This window comes from Pseudomonas syringae (assembly GCF_023278085.1).
GTDB lineage: Bacteria > Pseudomonadota > Gammaproteobacteria > Pseudomonadales > Pseudomonadaceae > Aquipseudomonas > Aquipseudomonas syringae_Q.
The window spans coordinates 5,093,956-5,111,140 of sequence record NZ_CP066265.1 but is presented as its reverse complement, the minus strand read 5'-3'; the positions used below and the strand labels follow the sequence as shown (position 1 = coordinate 5,111,140).

At 60.5% G+C, this 17,185-nt stretch carries 16 protein-coding genes; 12 read left to right on the top strand and 4 right to left on the bottom strand.

Annotation, left to right across the window (positions count from 1 at the left end):
* Positions 1-187: 187 nt before the first annotated feature.
* The 5 genes from oscA (at position 188) to I9H07_RS22670 (ending at position 4,313) form a co-directional block, all read left to right on the top strand.
* Complete coding sequence (oscA, locus tag I9H07_RS22690) at positions 188-370, top strand: sulfur starvation response protein OscA (RefSeq protein WP_024675259.1); 183 nt, start codon at positions 188-190, stop codon at positions 368-370.
* Between the two features lie 147 nt (positions 371-517).
* Complete coding sequence (locus tag I9H07_RS22685) at positions 518-1,528, top strand: sulfate ABC transporter substrate-binding protein (protein WP_236425998.1); 1,011 nt, start codon at positions 518-520, stop codon at positions 1,526-1,528.
* A gap of 94 nt (positions 1,529-1,622) precedes the next feature.
* Positions 1,623-2,444 carry a sulfate ABC transporter permease subunit CysT gene (gene cysT / locus I9H07_RS22680; RefSeq protein WP_003421596.1) on the top strand — a complete coding sequence of 274 codons (822 nt, stop codon included), beginning with the start codon at positions 1,623-1,625 and terminating at the stop codon, positions 2,442-2,444.
* A 13-nt stretch (positions 2,445-2,457) separates the two neighbouring features.
* The gene (gene cysW / locus I9H07_RS22675; protein ID WP_002551394.1) at positions 2,458-3,330 is read left to right on the top strand and encodes a sulfate ABC transporter permease subunit CysW; all 873 of its coding nucleotides are present in this window, start codon (positions 2,458-2,460) and stop codon (positions 3,328-3,330) included.
* 2 nt (positions 3,331-3,332) lie between these two features.
* Positions 3,333-4,313 carry a sulfate/molybdate ABC transporter ATP-binding protein gene (locus I9H07_RS22670; RefSeq protein ID WP_236424922.1) on the top strand — a complete coding sequence of 327 codons (981 nt, stop codon included), beginning with the start codon at positions 3,333-3,335 and terminating at the stop codon, positions 4,311-4,313.
* A 131-nt stretch (positions 4,314-4,444) separates the two neighbouring features.
* Here the strand turns inward: I9H07_RS22670 and I9H07_RS22665 are convergent, their stop codons facing one another.
* Positions 4,445-4,969, bottom strand: coding sequence for a DUF962 domain-containing protein (locus I9H07_RS22665; protein WP_025390920.1), 525 nt, complete (start codon positions 4,967-4,969; stop codon positions 4,445-4,447).
* Positions 4,970-5,052: 83 nt separating this feature from the next.
* On the opposite strand from I9H07_RS22665, the gene I9H07_RS22660 reads away from it, so the two are divergent.
* From I9H07_RS22660 to gcvH, 5 genes are all read left to right on the top strand, one after another.
* A complete protein-coding gene (locus I9H07_RS22660) occupies positions 5,053-5,757 on the top strand; it encodes a Crp/Fnr family transcriptional regulator (RefSeq protein WP_024675256.1) in 705 nt (234 codons plus the stop codon).
* A 115-nt stretch (positions 5,758-5,872) separates the two neighbouring features.
* On the top strand, positions 5,873-6,874 hold the full coding sequence (locus I9H07_RS22655) for an extracellular solute-binding protein (protein WP_236424921.1): 1,002 nt from the start codon (positions 5,873-5,875) through the stop codon (positions 6,872-6,874).
* Positions 6,875-7,023: 149 nt separating this feature from the next.
* On the top strand, positions 7,024-8,640 hold the full coding sequence (locus I9H07_RS22650) for an ABC transporter permease (RefSeq protein ID WP_236424919.1): 1,617 nt from the start codon (positions 7,024-7,026) through the stop codon (positions 8,638-8,640).
* A 154-nt stretch (positions 8,641-8,794) separates the two neighbouring features.
* On the top strand, positions 8,795-9,877 hold the full coding sequence (gene gcvT, locus I9H07_RS22645) for a glycine cleavage system aminomethyltransferase GcvT (RefSeq protein WP_058392362.1): 1,083 nt from the start codon (positions 8,795-8,797) through the stop codon (positions 9,875-9,877).
* A 47-nt stretch (positions 9,878-9,924) separates the two neighbouring features.
* Entirely contained in the window at positions 9,925-10,311 is a 387-nt protein-coding gene (gene gcvH / locus I9H07_RS22640; protein WP_024645101.1) for a glycine cleavage system protein GcvH, read from the top strand.
* A gap of 52 nt (positions 10,312-10,363) precedes the next feature.
* Here the strand turns inward: gcvH and I9H07_RS22635 are convergent, their stop codons facing one another.
* The 3 genes from I9H07_RS22635 to I9H07_RS22625 form a co-directional block, all read right to left on the bottom strand.
* Positions 10,364-10,684 carry a DUF2388 domain-containing protein gene (locus tag I9H07_RS22635; RefSeq protein ID WP_024673374.1) on the bottom strand — a complete coding sequence of 107 codons (321 nt, stop codon included), beginning with the start codon at positions 10,682-10,684 and terminating at the stop codon, positions 10,364-10,366.
* 126 nt (positions 10,685-10,810) lie between these two features.
* Complete coding sequence (locus tag I9H07_RS22630) at positions 10,811-12,595, bottom strand: GspE/PulE family protein (protein ID WP_024673373.1); 1,785 nt, start codon at positions 12,593-12,595, stop codon at positions 10,811-10,813.
* Positions 12,596-12,909: 314 nt separating this feature from the next.
* Positions 12,910-14,277, bottom strand: coding sequence for an inorganic triphosphatase (locus I9H07_RS22625; protein WP_236424917.1), 1,368 nt, complete (start codon positions 14,275-14,277; stop codon positions 12,910-12,912).
* Positions 14,278-14,439: 162 nt separating this feature from the next.
* Here I9H07_RS22625 and argE point away from each other — a divergent pair, with 162 nt between their 5' ends.
* Positions 14,440-15,588 carry an acetylornithine deacetylase gene (argE, locus tag I9H07_RS22620; protein WP_236424915.1) on the top strand — a complete coding sequence of 383 codons (1,149 nt, stop codon included), beginning with the start codon at positions 14,440-14,442 and terminating at the stop codon, positions 15,586-15,588.
* 126 nt (positions 15,589-15,714) lie between these two features.
* Positions 15,715-17,013 (top strand): amino-acid N-acetyltransferase, encoded by a 1,299-nt coding sequence (gene argA, locus I9H07_RS22615; RefSeq protein WP_024673543.1) that lies wholly within the window; start codon positions 15,715-15,717, stop codon positions 17,011-17,013.
* Positions 17,014-17,185: the final 172 nt, after the last annotated feature.

The following is a 17,185-nucleotide window of genomic DNA, read 5'->3' as shown; positions in this document are numbered from 1 at the left end:
GCGCATAACGCTGGTCAGGATGTGCAACACATCCTGACCGTATCCCGTTTGCTAAATTTCTTTTGGTTATATCTGCATTCTTAAATAGTCTTTTTAAGAATATCTCCGCCTCACTATGATTACGCCATCGCCACAGCCATCGACCCAGTCGCGACGGCAGGTTTCTCACCTTTCAAGGAATAAGATAATGAGCGCATCTCTACGTAGTGTTGACGGTCAGGACGAAGCAGCCATTCTGCGTGAGATACAGAGTGCGTTGCGTGACCTGCGTTTTGGCGCCGTCGAAATCACTGTGCATAACGCACAGGTGGTGCAGATCGAGCGCAAGGAAAAATTCCGTTTGCAGAACCCTGCCGCCAAGCAGAACTGACGTTGCAACCCGACTGGTCAACCGGAGGGCTTCATCCTGACTCCTGAAGCACCGCTGAACACAAGCAGCTCGCCAGCACGGATACCGCGCTGACGCGCCAAGAAGAACTCAAAAAGCCGACACACAGAATTTCCGGGAGCTTCATCTATGTCCATTCGCCGCTTTGCACTGGCCGCCATCGCCAGTGCCGTTTTCGCAGGTTCGGCTGTTGCCAAGGATTACGAACTGCTCAACGTGTCTTACGATCCGACACGCGAGCTGTATCAGGATTACAACGCAGAATTCGTCAATTACTGGAAGAAAGCCCATCCGGACGACAAGATCGAGATCAAGCAGTCTCACGGTGGTTCGGGCAAGCAGGCGCGGGGCGTGATCGACGGTCTGCGCGCCGACGTGGTGACCCTGGCACTGGCCGGTGACATCGACGAAATCGCCAAACTCGGCAAAACGCTGCCCGAAAACTGGCAGACCCGCCTGCCTGACGCGAGCACGCCTTACACCTCGACCATCGTGTTTCTGGTGCGCAAGGGCAACCCGAAAGGCATCAAGGACTGGGGCGATCTCACCAAGGAAGGCGTTTCGGTGATCACCCCCAACCCGAAAACCTCGGGCGGTGCGCGCTGGAACTTCCTGGCCGCCTGGGCCTACGGCCTGAAGGCGGGCGGCGGTGACGAAGCCAAAGCCAAGGAATACGTGCAGACGCTGTTCAAGCACGTGCCGATTCTGGACACCGGTGCTCGGGGTTCGACGATCACCTTCGTCAACAACGGCCAGGGCGACGTTTTACTGGCCTGGGAAAACGAAGCGTTCCTCGCGCTGAAGGAAGATGGCGGCAAAGACAAGTTCGACATCATCGTGCCTTCGCTGTCGATTCTCGCCGAGCCGCCAGTGGCCGTGGTCGACAAGAATGCCGAGAAGAAGGGCAACACTGAAATCGCGACCGAATACCTCAAGCACCTGTACAGCAAGGAAGGTCAGGAAATCGCCGCAAAAAACTTCTATCGTCCACGTGACAAGGAAATCGCTGCCAAATACGAGAAGCAGTTTCCGAAGCTCGATCTGGTGACTATCGACAAAGACTTTGGTGGCTGGAAGACTGCGCAGCCGAAGTTTTTCAATGATGGCGGCGTGTTCGACCAGATTTACCAAGCGCAATAAACCGAATGGCGATGCCGCGCGAGTGGCATCGCAGGTTTGGTCAGGCAGCCCGGATTAACTTCCGGGCTTCGTGCAAGTGAAACCAGGGACTTTTATGTCGCGTCGTATCTCCCCCGTCATACCCGGCTTCGGGCTGACGCTGGGCTACACCTTGGTGTACCTCAGTCTGATTGTGCTAATACCGCTGGCCGCCATGTTCGTGCATGCCGCGCAGCTCACCTGGGATCAGTTCTGGACCATCATCACGGCGCCTCGCGTGATCGCGGCGCTCAAGCTGAGTTTCGGCACCGCGTTCTACGCGGCCTTGATCAATGGTGTGATCGGCACGCTGCTGGCCTGGGTGCTGGTGCGTTACACCTTCCCCGGCCGCAAGATCATCGACGCCATGATCGATCTGCCGTTTGCCCTGCCGACCGCTGTGGCCGGTATCGCCCTGACAGCGCTGTACGCGCCCAATGGCTGGGTCGGGCAGTTCGCTGCAGACCTGGGCTTCAAGATCGCCTACACCCCGTTGGGCATCACCCTGGCGCTGACCTTCGTCACGCTGCCGTTCGTGGTGCGCACCGTGCAGCCGGTGCTGGCCGACATTCCCCGCGAAGTCGAGGAGGCCGCCGCCTGCCTGGGCGCGCGTCCGTTGCAGGTGTTTCGCCACATCCTCGTGCCGGCGTTGTTGCCCGCCTGGCTGACCGGTTTTGCCCTGGCGTTTGCCCGAGGCGTGGGCGAGTACGGTTCGGTGATTTTCATTGCTGGCAACATGCCGATGAAAACCGAGATCCTGCCGTTGCTGATCATGGTCAAGCTTGACCAGTACGACTACACCGGCGCAACGGCCATCGGCGTGATGATGCTGGTGGTGTCCTTCATTCTGTTGCTGCTGATCAATCTGTTGCAGCGGCGCATCGAAACCCCATCCTGAGGAGGCGCAGAACATGTCTTATTCATCTGTTTCAGCCGCCGCCTCAGCCAACGCCGCCCGCCGTGGCAGCGCGGTGTCGCGACGTATCCTGATCGGCCTGTGCTGGCTGGTGTTCGTGCTGTTTCTGGGCTTGCCGCTGTTCATCGTGGTGTCCCAGGGGCTGAAGAACGGCCTGGGTGCATTCTTCACTGCGATCCTGGAGCCGGACGCCTTGTCGGCCCTCAAGCTGACGGTCATTGCCGTCTTGATTTCGGTGCCGCTCAACCTGGTGTTCGGCGTCAGCGCGGCGTGGTGCGTGAGCAAATACTCGTTTCGTGGCAAGAGCATCCTGGTCACGCTGATCGACCTGCCGTTTTCGGTATCGCCGGTTATCGCCGGTCTGGTCTACGTGCTGATGTTTGGCGCGCAGGGCCTGTTCGGTCCGTGGTTGCAGGATCACGACATCCAGATCGTGTTTGCCCTGCCGGGCATCGTGCTGGCGACCATATTCGTCACCGTGCCGTTCGTGGCGCGTGAACTGATCCCGCTGATGCAGGAGCAGGGCACCCAGGAAGAGGAGGCCGCACGCCTGCTCGGCGCCAATGGCTGGCAGATGTTCTGGCACGTCACGGTGCCGAACATCAAATGGGGCCTGATCTATGGCGTGGTGCTGTGTACCGCCCGGGCGATGGGCGAGTTTGGCGCGGTGTCGGTGGTGTCCGGGCACATTCGCGGCGTTACCAACACCCTGCCGCTGCATGTCGAAATTCTCTACAACGAGTACAACCACGTCGCAGCCTTTGCCGTGGCGAGCCTGTTGCTGATCCTGGCGCTGTTCATCCTGCTGCTCAAGCAGTGGAGCGAATCGCGCATTAACCGTCTGCGCCATAACGCGGCGGAGGAATAATCATGTCGATCGAAGTCCGTAACGTCAGCAAGAACTTCAACGCCTTCAAGGCGCTTAACAACATCAGTCTGGACATCCAGAGTGGCGAGCTGGTGGCTTTGCTGGGGCCTTCAGGCTGCGGCAAGACCACTCTGCTGCGCATTATTGCCGGTCTGGAAACCCCGGATGACGGCAGCATCGTGTTTCATGGCGAAGACGTTTCCGGCCATGACGTGCGTGATCGCAACGTCGGGTTCGTGTTCCAGCATTACGCGCTGTTCCGTCACATGACGGTGTTCGACAACGTCGCCTTTGGCCTGCGCATGAAGCCCAAGCGCGAGCGCCCGACTGAAACGCGGATCGCCGAAAAGGTCCACGAACTGCTGAACATGGTGCAACTGGACTGGCTGGCTGATCGTTATCCTGAGCAGTTGTCCGGTGGTCAGCGCCAGCGGATCGCGCTGGCCCGTGCGTTGGCGGTCGAGCCCAAAGTGTTGTTGCTGGACGAGCCGTTCGGTGCGCTGGACGCCAAGGTCCGCAAGGAGCTGCGTCGCTGGCTGGCGCGCTTGCACGAAGACATCAACCTGACGTCGGTTTTCGTGACCCACGATCAGGAAGAAGCCATGGAAGTGGCCGACCGCATCGTGGTCATGAACAAGGGCGTGATCGAACAGATCGGCTCGCCGGGCGAGGTGTACGAGAACCCGTCCAACGACTTCGTCTACCACTTCCTCGGCGACTCCAACCGCCTGAGCCTGGGTGACGAGGGCCATGTGCTGTTCCGGCCGCACGAAGTGTCGTTGTCACGTCAGGAAATCGAAGACCACCATGCCGCAGAAGTCCGCGACATCCGACCGCTGGGCGCGACCACGCGGGTCACGTTGAAAGTGGAAGGGCAGAGCGAACTGATCGAAGCCGAAGTGGTGAAAGACCACGACAGCCTGGTGGGCCTTGCCAAGGGCGAGACGCTGTTCTTCAAACCGAAGGTCTGGCAGAAGCTTTGAGGGGCTGAGCGTGTGCGCTGGAGCGAGGGAGCGTCGGCACGATCAGCGTTCTTCCGGCCACCTATCGTTCCTCACGCTCCAGCGTGGGAATGCCGTTCTGGACGCTCTGCGTCCGACTTCAGGTAGCGGTGCTAAACCACCGCCTTGCGCACATGTCGCCCTACCGGGCCGGAGCGTTCTTCGATGGCGTGCTGCAAGGGTTTGCGCAGGCCCATCAGGAACGCCAGTTCGGCGACCACGAACAGCGGGCCGATGATCAGGCCTGTCACGTCATCGATAAACGCCGGTTTACGGCCTTCGTAGTAATGGCCGATGAACTGGATCACCCAGCCGACCACGAACAACCCGACCCCCGCACTCAGCCAGACCAGGGTGGCCTGCTGCGCCAGAAGCGCGCCAGCCCAGACGCACAGCACCAGCAACGCCGCCATCACCACGCCCAGCGCACGGTCGAGTTTCAGGTAAAAGACCGTCGACGCCAGCGTCACCACTGCCGCAGGCGAGCACCACAACCCGCCGATGTTCCAGCCCGGACGCGACAGCAGCACCGCCACCGCGAGCACAATTAACGGGATACCCACGAAGTGCGTCACGATATTGCGCGAATCACGATGATAGGACGCGTATTGACTGAGATGATCGACAAGGGTTTTCATTATTATCCTGCCTGCGACGATAATCGGTTTTAGCTACCGTATCGCCTTTGCAATACGAATGCCCGCAATAAAAGGGAGCAAAAATGACAAACGGAGTGCTGTGGCGGTCATCGTTGCTATCCGACTACTGGTTTTCCCATTTGCCTGCCGCGTTGCAGGATAGCGTGCTGCATGCAGCTCGCCAGGTGCGCAAGACGCCCGGCAAGATGCTGTTCGAAAAAGGCGCTGAGCCCTGCGGTCTTTATGCGCTGCTGGAGGGCAACGTGCGCATTGGCGGCGCGCATGTTCAGCGGCTGGGGCCCCGGCATGAGCCGATCCGGCGGCCGTACTGGTTCGGCGAAGTCTCGCTGTTCGACGGGATGCCGCGCCGGTTCGAGGTCTGTTCGCTGGAGCAGACCATCTTTTTGCATGTGCCTCAGTCATTCCTCGTGTCGTTGCTCGACCAGCACCCCGAGTACTGGCGATCATTCGCGGCGCTGCTGAGCCAGAAGCTTGGCTTGCCACTGCAAAATCCCGACAAACTGCGACAGTTGCCGCCCCGATCACGAGTCGCGTGGCGGCTGCTGGTGCTGAGTGAGGGGTATGGCCCGTTGAGTCATGCGCGGCGTCTGATCACGCTCGATGAAATCAGCTCGTTGCAAGGCCTCTCGCTTTCAGCCTTGCTGGAAGTGCTTGAGGACCTGCACGAGCGCAAGGTCATACGCCTGGGCATAGGGCAACTGGAAGTGTTCGACGTCGAGAAATTGCGCAAGATCGCAAACTTTTCCAAGGCGAAGGCGGTTTGCTGAGCGCGTAATTGATGAAGCCTGGAAACATTCGGTAACGGCTCTGTTCGCGCTTCGATTGAGATAGCAAATGGGATTCACTACCATTTCGCCTCATTTGCGAACGCGAGATACCCCGATGCAGGCAAGCAAGCGTCTTCTGGCTGCTCTGACACTGACTTTGCTGGGCGGCACCGCTCAGGCCGCCGACGAGGTGGTGGTGTATTCCTCCCGGATCGACGAACTGATCAAGCCGGTGTTCGATGCTTACACGGCCAAGACCGGTGTGAAGATCAAATTCATCACCGACAAGGAAGCGCCTTTGATGCAGCGCATCAAGGCCGAGGGCGAGAACGCGACTGCCGATCTGTTGCTGACGGTCGATGCCGGCAACCTTTGGCAGGCCGAGCAAATGGGCATCCTGCAGCCGTTCACCTCGCCGGTGATCGAAGCCAATATTCCTGCGCAATATCGCTCGTCCACCCACAGCTGGACCGGCCTGAGCCTGCGAGCCCGTACCATTGCCTATTCGACGGATCGGGTAAAACCGGCGGAGTTGACCACCTACGAAGCGCTGGCCGACAAGAACTGGGAAGGGCGCCTGTGCCTGCGCACCGCAAAGAAGGTTTATAACCAGTCGCTGACCGCCACACTGATCGAAACCCACGGTGCCGAAGCGTCCGAGAAGATTCTCAAGGGCTGGGTGAACAACCTGTCAACGGATGTGTTTTCCGATGACATCGCAGTGCTTGAGGCGATCAATGCCGGGCAGTGCGACGTCGGCATCGTCAATACGTACTACTACGGCCGGCTGCACAAGCAGAACCCTGACCTGGCGGTAAAACTGTTCTGGCCGAACCAGTCTGATCGCGGCGTACACGTCAACCTGTCGGGCATCGGCCTTACCAGGCATGCCCCGCACCCGGAAGCGGCGAAGGCGCTGGTCGAATGGATGACCGGCCCCGAGGCGCAGACGATCTTTTCCAGCGTCAACCAGGAGTTCCCAGCCAACCCGAAGGTGGCACCCTCCGAGGAAGTGGCAAGCTGGGGGCCGTTCAAGGCCGATACCCTGCCGGTCGAAGTGGCAGGCAAGCGCCAGGCAGAAGCCATCCGCATGATGGATCGCGCGGGCTGGAATTGATTTAATACCCAACGCTTGGCTCTATCAATTATCGCTCCCACGCTCCAGCGTGGGAGCGCCGTTCTGGACGCTCCGCGTCCGATCTTGAGCGGGCTGTTCCGCATGGATGCATGACTTAGAGACGTATAACCCCTCATTTCGAGAACCCCTTGGCCCATCCTGTCCAACGTCGCTGGTATCCCCTGGTCTTCGCCATCGCTGCGCTGGTGTTGTTGCCGCTGAGCGTTCTGCTGCTGTCGTGGGGGACGATTGACGGGCAGATCTGGTCTCATCTGCTCGACACCCAGATGACGCGCCTGCTGGGCAATACGTTGATCCTGCTGCTGGGTGTGGGCGTGGGTGTAACGCTGCTGGGAGTGAGTCTGGCGTGGCTGACCAGCCTGTGTGAATTTCCCGGTCGGCGCTGGCTGGACTGGGCGCTGATGCTGCCGTTTGCCATTCCTGCCTATGTGCTGGCGTTCGTCTTCGTCGGCCTGCTGGATTTTTCCGGCCCGGTGCAGAGCCTGATGCGTGAATGGTTCGGCGCTGGCCTGCGCCTGCCGCGTGTGCGCTCCACGGGCGGGGTGATCATCGTGCTGGTGCTGGTTTTCTACCCTTACGTCTACCTGCTGGCACGCACGGCTTTTCTGGCCCAGGGCAAGGGCCTGATGGAAGCCGCACGCGTATTGGGGCAAAGCCCTTTGCAGGCGTTCTGGCGAGTGGCACTGCCGATGGCGCGTCCGGCCATTGGTGCGGGTGTGGCCTTGGCGCTGATGGAAACCCTGGCGGACTTCGGTGCAGTCTCGGTGTTTAACTTCGACACCTTCACCACCGCCATCTACAAAACCTGGTACGGCTTTTTCAGCCTCTCCAGCGCCGCACAACTGGCAAGCCTGCTGCTGTTAGCGGTGCTGATCCTGTTGTACGGCGAGCGCCGTGCCCGAGGCGCAAGCCGCCCGACCAACGAACGGCCCCGAGGCCAGGCGCTCTACCCGCTGCGCGGCTTCAAGGCATGGGGTGCCAGTGCCTGGTGTGGGCTGGTATTTCTCTGCGCCTTCGTCGTTCCGGTGCTGCAATTGATCATCTGGGTCTGGCAGCGTGGCCGGTTCGACCTGGATGAGCGTTACGTCGGTCTGATCCTGCACACCCTCTATCTGGGCAGCATCGCCGCCCTGATCACCGTCAGCGTGGCATTGATTCTGGCTTTTGCCCGACGCATGGCACCGACGCCCGCGATTCGCTCCGGGGTCAGCCTCGCCAATCTGGGCTATGCGCTGCCGGGTTCGGTGCTGGCGGTCTCGATCATGCTGGCGTTCAGTTATCTGGACCGGGAACTGGTGATCCCGCTGTCCGGCTGGCTGGGCGGGGCGGGCAAGCCCTTGTTGCTGGGTAGCCTGTCAGCGCTGCTGCTGGCCTACCTGGTGCGGTTCATCGCAGTTGCCTTTGGTCCGCTGGAGCACAGCCTGTCGCGCATTCGACCTTCATTGCCCGAGGCCGCACGCAGTCTGGGCGTCAGTGGGCCCAAGTTGTTTCTTAACGTGTACCTGCCGCTACTGGTGCCCGGAGCCCTGAGCGCCGCGTTGCTGGTGTTCGTCGATGTGCTCAAAGAGATGCCTGCAACCCTGCTGATGCGCCCGTTTGGCTGGGATACGCTCGCCGTGCGGATCTTCGAAATGACCAGCGAGGGTGAGTGGGCGCGCGCGGCGCTGCCGGCTTTGACGCTGGTGCTTGTAGGATTATTGCCTGTCATCGGGTTGATTCGGCGCTCTGCTCGTCACATTGGTTAGGTGCGGGGTCCACACCTTGCGGCTACAATGCGCCGCAATCGGTGCGGTCTGTCAGATTATTCGGCCAGTTGTAAACGTGCTGCAAACCCCGGTCTATTGGGGGCTTGTCGACTTTTTCTGCCCGCACCCTCGCCACGCCCGGAAGGAGAAACCCATGGGACAGCGTACCCCCCTGTTCGACCTGCACCTCGCCCTTGGCGCGAAGATGGTCGATTTTGGTGGCTGGGACATGCCGTTGCATTATGGATCGCAGGTCGAGGAGCACCATCAGGTGCGTCGCGACTGTGGGGTCTTCGATGTCTCTCACATGAACGTGATCGACGTGGTCGGTCGTCAGGCCAATGCCTGGCTGCGTTACTTGCTGGCCAATGATGTCGACCGGCTCACTACACCGGGCCGGGCGCTCTACAGCGCCATGCTGGATGAGGCGGGCGGAATCATCGACGACATGATCGTCTACCTGACCGCCGAAGGTTATCGTCTGGTGGTCAACGCCGCGAACGGTTTCAAGGATCTTGCCTGGATGAAGTCGCAACTGGGCGACTTCGATGTGCAACTGAACGAGCGCAGCGAGATGGCGATTCTGGCCATTCAGGGGCCACGGTCCCGGGCGAGGATTGCCGATCTGGTTTCCAGCTCGCGCGCCAGGCTGATCACCGAGCTCAAACCGTTCGAAGGCCGCGATGATGCCGACTGGTTCATCGCACGTACGGGCTATACCGGCGAAGACGGCCTGGAAATCATGCTGCCTGCCGAGCAGGCGCCGAGCTTTTTCAATGAGCTGGTCGGCGCGGGTATTTCCCCCATCGGCCTGGGGGCTCGTGACACGTTGCGCCTTGAGGCGGGCATGAACCTGTATGGTCAGGATATCGGCGAGGGCGTTTCACCGCTGGTGTCGAACATTGCCTGGAGCATCGCCTGGGAGCCTGCCGACCGTGACTTCATAGGCCGCAAGGCTCTGGAGCGCGAACGAGCCGAAGGGGTTGCCTTCAAACTGGTCGGTCTGGTGCTCGAAGAGCGTGGCGTGTTGCGGGCTCATCAGGTGGTAAGAATCGCAGAAATTGGCGAAGGTGAGATCACCAGTGGTAGTTTCTCTCCTACGTTGAGCAAATCCATTGCGCTGGCGCGTGTTCCGATGGCGACTGCCGACCGGGCCGAGGTGGAAATCCGCGGCAAGTGGTATCCGGTGCGGGTGGTGCAGCCTGCGTTCGTGCGACATGGCAAAGCCCTGATCTAACCTATGGCGGGTTTTCCGCTGACCCGATCGATGTTGAGGATGACTAAATGAGCAATATTCCCGCCGAGCTGCGTTTCGCCGAAAGTCATGAATGGGCGCGTCTTGAGGCCGATGGCACCGTGACTGTCGGCATCTCGGACCACGCACAGGAAGCGCTGGGCGATGTGGTTTTCGTTGAACTGCCGGAAATCGGCAAGGTGTTCGCCGCGGGTGATGCTGCTGGCGTTGTCGAGTCGGTCAAGGCTGCTTCGGACATCTACTCGCCAGTGGCGGGCGAAGTGGTCGAAGTCAACGAAGCACTGGGCGATTCGCCCGAGTCGCTCAACAGCGAACCGTACAGCGCCTGGATCTTCAAGCTGAAGCCGACTGATGCTGACGCTGATCTGGCTAAACTGCTGGACTCCGCAGGTTACAAAAGCGCCATCGGCGAGTAATCACCGCGCAAAAAAATGCCGCTCATCGAGCGGCATTTTTTATGCGTGACGCTTACTGACTTTCAGCAACCAGGTTCTTGTCCAGGATTGCGTTGGCCAGTTCCATGTCGGTCGCTTTCAAGCCAGGATTGTCTTTACGCACCTGCTGGATAGCCGCTTCCAGAAACGGACCACGAATGTCGCCGTTGCTGGCGACGTAGCTGCCGGCATCATCCTGAGCGGCAACGATCAGCTTGTGATCCTTGAAGGTGAGGTAACTCGAGCCAGTGGTAGCGCCCGAGGACAGTACATTACGCCAGAAGGTGTCAGCCATCGCTGAACCCATCGGGATGGAAAGCAAGGCTACGGTGGCGACAGCAAACTTGAGACGCATGGTGAGATACTCCGACTGTGGTTGTTCTGAGGGGTTGGATAGCCAAAGCCATGAACTAGTTCAATCAATGTGAACTAAGTGGTTCACTTTAGCTGGCGGGCTGCGGCAATACCGCCTCTAACCTGTCTAGCGCTGCTCACTCTGTGGCGTAACCCGCAGCACTTCTTCCAGTGTAGTCAGCCCCGCCGAGACTTTCTGGGCGCCGGACAGGCGCAAGCTACGCATGCCTTCCTTGAAAGCCTGGCGACGCATGGCGTTGAGGTCGAGGTCTGCGGAGATCAACGCTTTGATGTTGTCCGACATGACCATGATCTCGTAGACCCCGGCCCGCCCTCGATAACCCGTATCACGGCATTCCACGCAGCCCACCGCCTGATGCGCGCCGGGCGGTACGGGAGCCTGCCACGGGCGGGTGAGGGTTTGCCAGTCGGTTTCGTTCAGGTTGATCGGTGCCTTGCAGTGCGGACACAAGGTGCGCACCAGGCGCTGGGCCATGACGCCGAGGATGGTGGCTTTGAGCAGGTAATGCGGCACGCCCAGTTCCAGCATCCGGCTGATCGCGCTGGGTGCATCGTTGGTGTGCAGTGTCGAGAGCACCAAGTGACCGGTCAACGCGGCCTGGATCGCCATTTCGGCCGTCTCCAGGTCGCGAATCTCGCCGATCATGATGATATCCGGGTCTTGTCGCATCAATGCGCGGACACCCGCAGCGAAGCTCAGCTCGATATTGTGCTGCACCTGCATCTGGTTGAAGGCAGGCTCGACCATCTCGATCGGGTCCTCGATGGTGCAGAGGTTGACCTCCGAGGTCGCCAGCTTCTTGAGGGTGGTGTACAGCGTGGTGGTCTTGCCTGAACCGGTCGGGCCGGTGACCAGGATGATGCCGTTGGGCTGGCGGGTCATGTCCTGCCAGCGCCGCAAATCATCGCTGGAAAAACCCAGCTGGTCGAAATCCTTGAGCAGCACCTCAGGGTCGAAAATCCGCATCACCATCTTCTCGCCGAATGCCGTCGGCAGGGTCGACAGGCGCAGTTCGACTTCGCGGTTCTCAGGGGTGGTGGTCTTGACGCGGCCGTCCTGCGGCTTGCGCTTTTCAGCGACGTTCATCCGCCCCAGGCTTTTCAGGCGGCTGACAATCGCCATGATGACCTGCGCCGGAAACTGATAGACGTTGTGCAGCACGCCATCGATGCGGAAGCGCACAGTGCCCTGTTCGCGGCGCGGCTCGATGTGAATGTCGCTGGCACGTTGCTGGAACGCGTATTGAAACAGCCAGTCGACGATATTGACGATGTGCGCGTCGTTGGCGTCGGGTTCCTGATCGCTGGCGCCGAGCTTGAGCAACTGTTCGAAGTTGCCCATGTTGCTCATTTTCTGTTCAGACGCGTTGGCGCCGCTGACCGACTTCGCCAACCGGAAAAACTCCATCGCCATGCGCTGGATGTCTGTCGGGTTGGCGACGACGCGCTTCACCTGAAGCTTGAGCACGTGGGCAAGGTCGGCTTCCCACGAGCGCACATAAGGCTGCGCGCTGGCGATGGTCACCGATTCGCGATCCACCGCCACGGCGAGAATCTTGTGACGCTGGGCGAAGGCATAGGACATCAATGGCGTGACCGCCGCTACGTTGATCTTCAGCGGGTCGATGCGCATGTAGGGCTGGTCGCAGGCCTTCGCCAGCCAGGCGGTGAGTGTTTCCAGGTCGAGCTTTTTGCCGGGCCGTTTCAGGTCATCAAACTGCAGCGACGCAAGAAATTCGAGAGGGTGCAACTGGATGTTCACCGCACTGCGGCGCTGGATGAGCGCGGTTTCCGAGTCGTCCTGGCCGAGAAAGCCTTCGGCGACCAGATCGCGCAACACATCGTTCAGATCGAGCCAGCGATCCTGTGAAGAGGGGGCCAGGGCTGCCATGCGCGCTCCTTGAGACTATTGATCAACAGACCATGAGCAAGAGTAGTCGCCAGGCGTGACAGCGTTGCGCCTTCTGTGCGACCGGGCATTACTGTAGCAGCTAAATGGATTCAGCCGGGAGGGGGATGCGGCTTGTTACTCTCGTGCCAAAGCTCCGCGTGATTCTCGTTCCCACGCTCTGCGTGGAAATGCCTTTTCGTGACGCTCTGCGTCACAACTCTGCGCTGCGCCGCACACTCAAGGTCGGACGCAGAGCGTCCGGAAATGCGTGCCCACGCGGAGTGGGCACGATAATCGTCGTGGTTTGAGGGCTGTTACAAACGCAACAAGGTTTTCCACGCGCGGCTCTGGAACACGGTGATGGCTTGCTGAACGCGGGCGTCGAGGACTTCGTCGCTGATGTCCAGATGAGCCAGCTCTTCCAGTTTGCGCAGTTCACCGTACAGGCGGTCCAGCTCCGGCAGGTCCAGCGCGCCGCGTGCCCAGTGCAGCCAAGCCTGGATGCGCTCGATGCGTGGCAGTTGCTCGGCAAGGTCTTCCGGCTGCTGCTGATAGCGGCTCAGTTGCAGGGACGTCGCCTCTTCACCCAGCAGGCGAGGCAGCCAGCTGCTCAACAGCGCAGCGCCCTGGCGGTTGCCGCGTGTGTTGCGCTCGGTCGTCCAGCTGCGTGCCAGCAACCAGCGTGAGGTGTTCAGCGAGAACTCGCCCCAGCGAGTGTCCTGCAATTCTTCAAGAAACTGCTCGTGAGCAGCGCCACGAACATCACCATCTTCCTGACCGGCCTGAACCAGCGGGCGCCAGTCTTCCAGCAAGGCATCCAGTGCGGTACGCAATTGCGCTGACGAACTGCGCGGTGCGGCCTGACCCAGGCTGCCGGTCAGCGCGCGCAGCTCAGCCAGCATTTCGACCCAGTCCTGCAGCAGTCGCCAGTGGCCATTGAAACGGTATTGCTCGGCCAGACGCTGGCTGCTGCCCAGCAGATGCCAGGCCAGCGCCGAGTAGGCGTCGTCCAGCGGCGTTTCTGCGTTCAAGGTGGGTGTCGGCAGGCTCAGGGAGTAGCTGCTGGCGTCGAGCAGGCGATAGCCGCGCTCAGCCTTGCTGATATCACACGGCATCAACGGCAACGTTGCAGCCAGTTCGGCGGCCAGTTCCAGCAGGGCGGCAGGATCACCTTCGCGCAGCTCCAGTTCCAGCTCGCAGATTTCTTCCTTCTGCTTGCCCGCTACGACCTGGCCCAGGTCCAGCGCAGCCTCGATCACGACCTTGGTCTTGCCGCGCCCCCAGGCGATTTCGGCTTTTTCACGGACAAAATCAGTGGTGAACAGCGGCTTGATGGTTTTCTTGTCCAGCCCGGCCAGTTGCTCGGGCCAGCAATCGCCTTCGAGCTTTTTCAGGTCCAGCTTGGCTTTGGTCAGGTCCCAGTTGTATTCATTGCGCTCGGACAGGCCGGCAACGCTTTGCCCGCGTGTCTTCATGGTCTGGATGATCTGATCGCCATCGCGACGGATGCGCAGCGCTACCTTGGCATGTGCCAGCTCGCGCTCCGGGGTATCGAAATACTGGTTCGACAGTTCCAGGCGCTCCCAGCCACTTTTGTTGCGCTTCTTGAGCAACGGATGTTCGCGCAGTGCAGCGAGGGTCTCGCGGCTGACGCGGAGTTTGATTTCTGTTTCTTTTTGCATGGCCGGGGGAATCCAAACGCTGATGCTGATAACGGGAGCGCAGCCCATGACTGAACGGCTGCTGAGGGCGGCAGTGTACAGGACATGACCCGAAACGGTTTATTCCTGGGTTGCTATGGCCCTATGATGAGCTCTGTTTTGTCTTGATTACAGGAAACGTCCATGCCGTTGCCGTCCATGAAAGACCAGTTTGCAGCCTTGATCGCTGCGCCATCGGTGAGCTGTACTCAGCCTTCTCTGGACCAGACCAATCGGCCTGTCATCGACCTGCTGGCCGGGTGGCTTGGCGATCTGGGTTTTGCCTGCGACATTCAGCAGGTTTCGCCCGGCAAGTTCAACCTGCTGGCGACTTTCGGCACCGGCCCCGGCGGCCTGGTGCTGGCGGGGCACAGCGACACCGTACCGTTCGACGAAGCGCTGTGGAAAACCGACCCGCTGAAGCTGACCGAAGTCGATGGCCGTTGGGTCGGGCTGGGCAGCTGCGACATGAAAGGCTTCTTTGCGCTGATCATCGAGGCGGTGCGCGGTCTGCTCGACCAGCCGTTCAAGCAGCCGCTGCTGATCCTTGCGACCTGCGATGAAGAAAGTTCGATGGCCGGAGCCCGTGCGCTGGCAGAGGCTGGCCGCCCGCTGGGCCGTGCGGCGGTGATCGGCGAGCCGACCGGGCTCAAGCCGATCCGCATGCACAAGGGCGTGATGATGGAGCGCATCCATATTCTCGGGCGCAGCGGCCACTCTTCAGATCCAAGCCTGGGGCACAGCGCTCTGGAAGCCATGCACGACGCGATCAGCGAGCTCAAGGGCCTGCGCAAACAGTGGCAGCTTGAGTACCGCAATCCACAATTCAGCGTCCCGCAACCGACCCTCAACCTGGGCTGCATTCATGGCGGCGACAACCCGAACCGCATCTGCGGCCAGTGCTCGCTGGAGTTCGACCTGCGTCCGCTGCCAGGCATGGACCCGGACGTGCTGCGTGCCGCGATCCGGCAGAAGCTGCAACCGCTCGCCGAGTTGCATCAGGTGCAGATCGACTACGCTCCACTGTTTCCCGAGTGCGCGCCGTTCGAACAGGTGGCCGATGCAGAACTGGTGCGTGTAGCTGAACGACTGACCGGTCATACCGCCGCAGCAGTAGCGTTCGGCACCGAAGCGCCTTATCTTCAGCGCCTTGGTTGTGAAACACTGGTGCTCGGCCCGGGTGATATCGCCTGCGCGCATCAGCCGGGGGAATACCTCGAAATGTCACGTCTGAACCCTACAGTGCGTCTGTTACGTCAGTTGATCGAGCATTACTGCCTGACGCCTCAGTGAGTCAGGTCCCACACAGGTTGAAGAAAAGGAGAGTGCGCGTGTTGCCAAGCCTGTTCCGACGATAACCACCACACCGTTGTGCGTGCTTTTTCTTTTCGTCCATTTTATCTACAGGCTCTTGTTGTCATGCCCGAATACGTCAACTGGCTTCGCCACGCGTCCCCTTACATCAATGCCCACCGCGATTGCACCTTCGTCGTCATGCTGCCCGGCGATGGCGTAGAGCATCCCAACTTCGGCAACATCGTCCACGACCTGGTGCTGCTGCACAGCCTGGGCGTGCGCCTGGTGCTGGTACACGGCTCGCGTCCACAGATCGAAAGCCGCCTGGCCCAGCGCGGGATCACCCCGCGTTACCACCGTGATCTGCGGATCACCGACACCGAAACCCTGGAATGCGTGATCGATGCCGTCGGCCAGTTGCGCATCTCTATTGAAGCGCGCCTGTCGATGGATATGGCCGCTTCGCCGATGCAGGGCTCACGCCTGCGGGTGACCAGTGGCAATGTGGTGACTGCACGGCCTATCGGCGTACTGGAAGGCGTCGATTATCAGCACACCGGCGAAGTCCGTCGGGTCGACCGCAAGGGCATCAACCGCTTGCTGGATGAACGCCATATCGTGCTGCTGTCGCCGCTGGGCTATTCGCCGACCGGCGAGATTTTCAATCTGGCCTGCGAAGACGTCGCTACCCGTGCGGCCATTGATCTGGCCGCCGATAAATTGTTGCTGTTCGGTGCCGAAACCGGGTTGCTGGACGAACAGGGCCGACTGGTGCGCGAGCTGCGTCCGCAGCAGGTGCCTGCACACTTGCAGCGTCTGGGTGGCAACTATCAGGCGGAATTGCTGGATGCGGCGGCCGAAGCCTGTCGCGGTGGCGTGGCGCGCAGCCATATCGTCAGTTATGCCGAGAACGGCGCTCTGCTGACCGAATTGTTTACCCGCGACGGTGGCGGTACGCTGGTGGCGCAGGAGCAATTCGAACTGGTCCGTGAAGCGGCCATCGAGGACGTCGGCGGCTTAATGGACCTGATCACGCCGCTGGAAGAGCAGGGCATCCTGGTACGCCGCTCCCGCGAAGTGCTGGAGCGCGAGATTACCCAGTTCAGCGTGGTCGAGCGCGAAGGCTTGATCATTGCCTGTGCGGCGCTGTATCCGATTGCCGATTCAGAGGCGGGCGAGCTGGCGTGTCTGGCGGTAAATCCCGAGTACCGTCACGGCGGGCGTGGTGACGAGTTGCTGGAGCGCATCGAAAACCGTGCCCGCGCGCTGGGTCTCAAAACCCTGTTCGTCCTCACCACCCGCACCGCACACTGGTTCCGTGAGCGCGGTTTCGAGCCGAGCAGCGTCGACCGCCTGCCAAGTGCGCGTGCGTCGTTGTACAACTTCCAGAGAAATTCGAAGATCTTCGAGAAGGCGATTTAAGCTCAAGTGCGGACGCGGAGCGTCCAGAACGGCGTGCCCACGCGGAGCGTGGGTACGATAGGTGTTTTCCAGACCACCTATCGTACCTCACGCTCCAGCTCAGACACTCATCGTTCCTCGCGCTCCAGTTCATACACCGATCGTTCCTCACGCTCCAGCGTGGGAATGCAGT

Coding starts and splice junctions, on each gene's coding strand:
- oscA (WP_024675259.1), top strand. CDS start 188: ATGAGCGCATCTCTACGTAGTGTTGACGGTCAGGACGAAGCAGCCATT.
- I9H07_RS22685 (WP_236425998.1), top strand. CDS start 518: ATGTCCATTCGCCGCTTTGCACTGGCCGCCATCGCCAGTGCCGTTTTC.
- cysT (WP_003421596.1), top strand. CDS start 1,623: ATGTCGCGTCGTATCTCCCCCGTCATACCCGGCTTCGGGCTGACGCTG.
- cysW (WP_002551394.1), top strand. CDS start 2,458: ATGTCTTATTCATCTGTTTCAGCCGCCGCCTCAGCCAACGCCGCCCGC.
- I9H07_RS22670 (WP_236424922.1), top strand. CDS start 3,333: ATGTCGATCGAAGTCCGTAACGTCAGCAAGAACTTCAACGCCTTCAAG.
- I9H07_RS22665 (WP_025390920.1), bottom strand. CDS start 4,969: ATGAAAACCCTTGTCGATCATCTCAGTCAATACGCGTCCTATCATCGT.
- I9H07_RS22660 (WP_024675256.1), top strand. CDS start 5,053: ATGACAAACGGAGTGCTGTGGCGGTCATCGTTGCTATCCGACTACTGG.
- I9H07_RS22655 (WP_236424921.1), top strand. CDS start 5,873: ATGCAGGCAAGCAAGCGTCTTCTGGCTGCTCTGACACTGACTTTGCTG.
- gcvT (WP_058392362.1), top strand. CDS start 8,795: ATGGGACAGCGTACCCCCCTGTTCGACCTGCACCTCGCCCTTGGCGCG.
- gcvH (WP_024645101.1), top strand. CDS start 9,925: ATGAGCAATATTCCCGCCGAGCTGCGTTTCGCCGAAAGTCATGAATGG.
- I9H07_RS22635 (WP_024673374.1), bottom strand. CDS start 10,684: ATGCGTCTCAAGTTTGCTGTCGCCACCGTAGCCTTGCTTTCCATCCCG.
- I9H07_RS22630 (WP_024673373.1), bottom strand. CDS start 12,595: ATGGCAGCCCTGGCCCCCTCTTCACAGGATCGCTGGCTCGATCTGAAC.
- I9H07_RS22625 (WP_236424917.1), bottom strand. CDS start 14,277: ATGCAAAAAGAAACAGAAATCAAACTCCGCGTCAGCCGCGAGACCCTC.
- argE (WP_236424915.1), top strand. CDS start 14,440: ATGCCGTTGCCGTCCATGAAAGACCAGTTTGCAGCCTTGATCGCTGCG.
- argA (WP_024673543.1), top strand. CDS start 15,715: ATGCCCGAATACGTCAACTGGCTTCGCCACGCGTCCCCTTACATCAAT.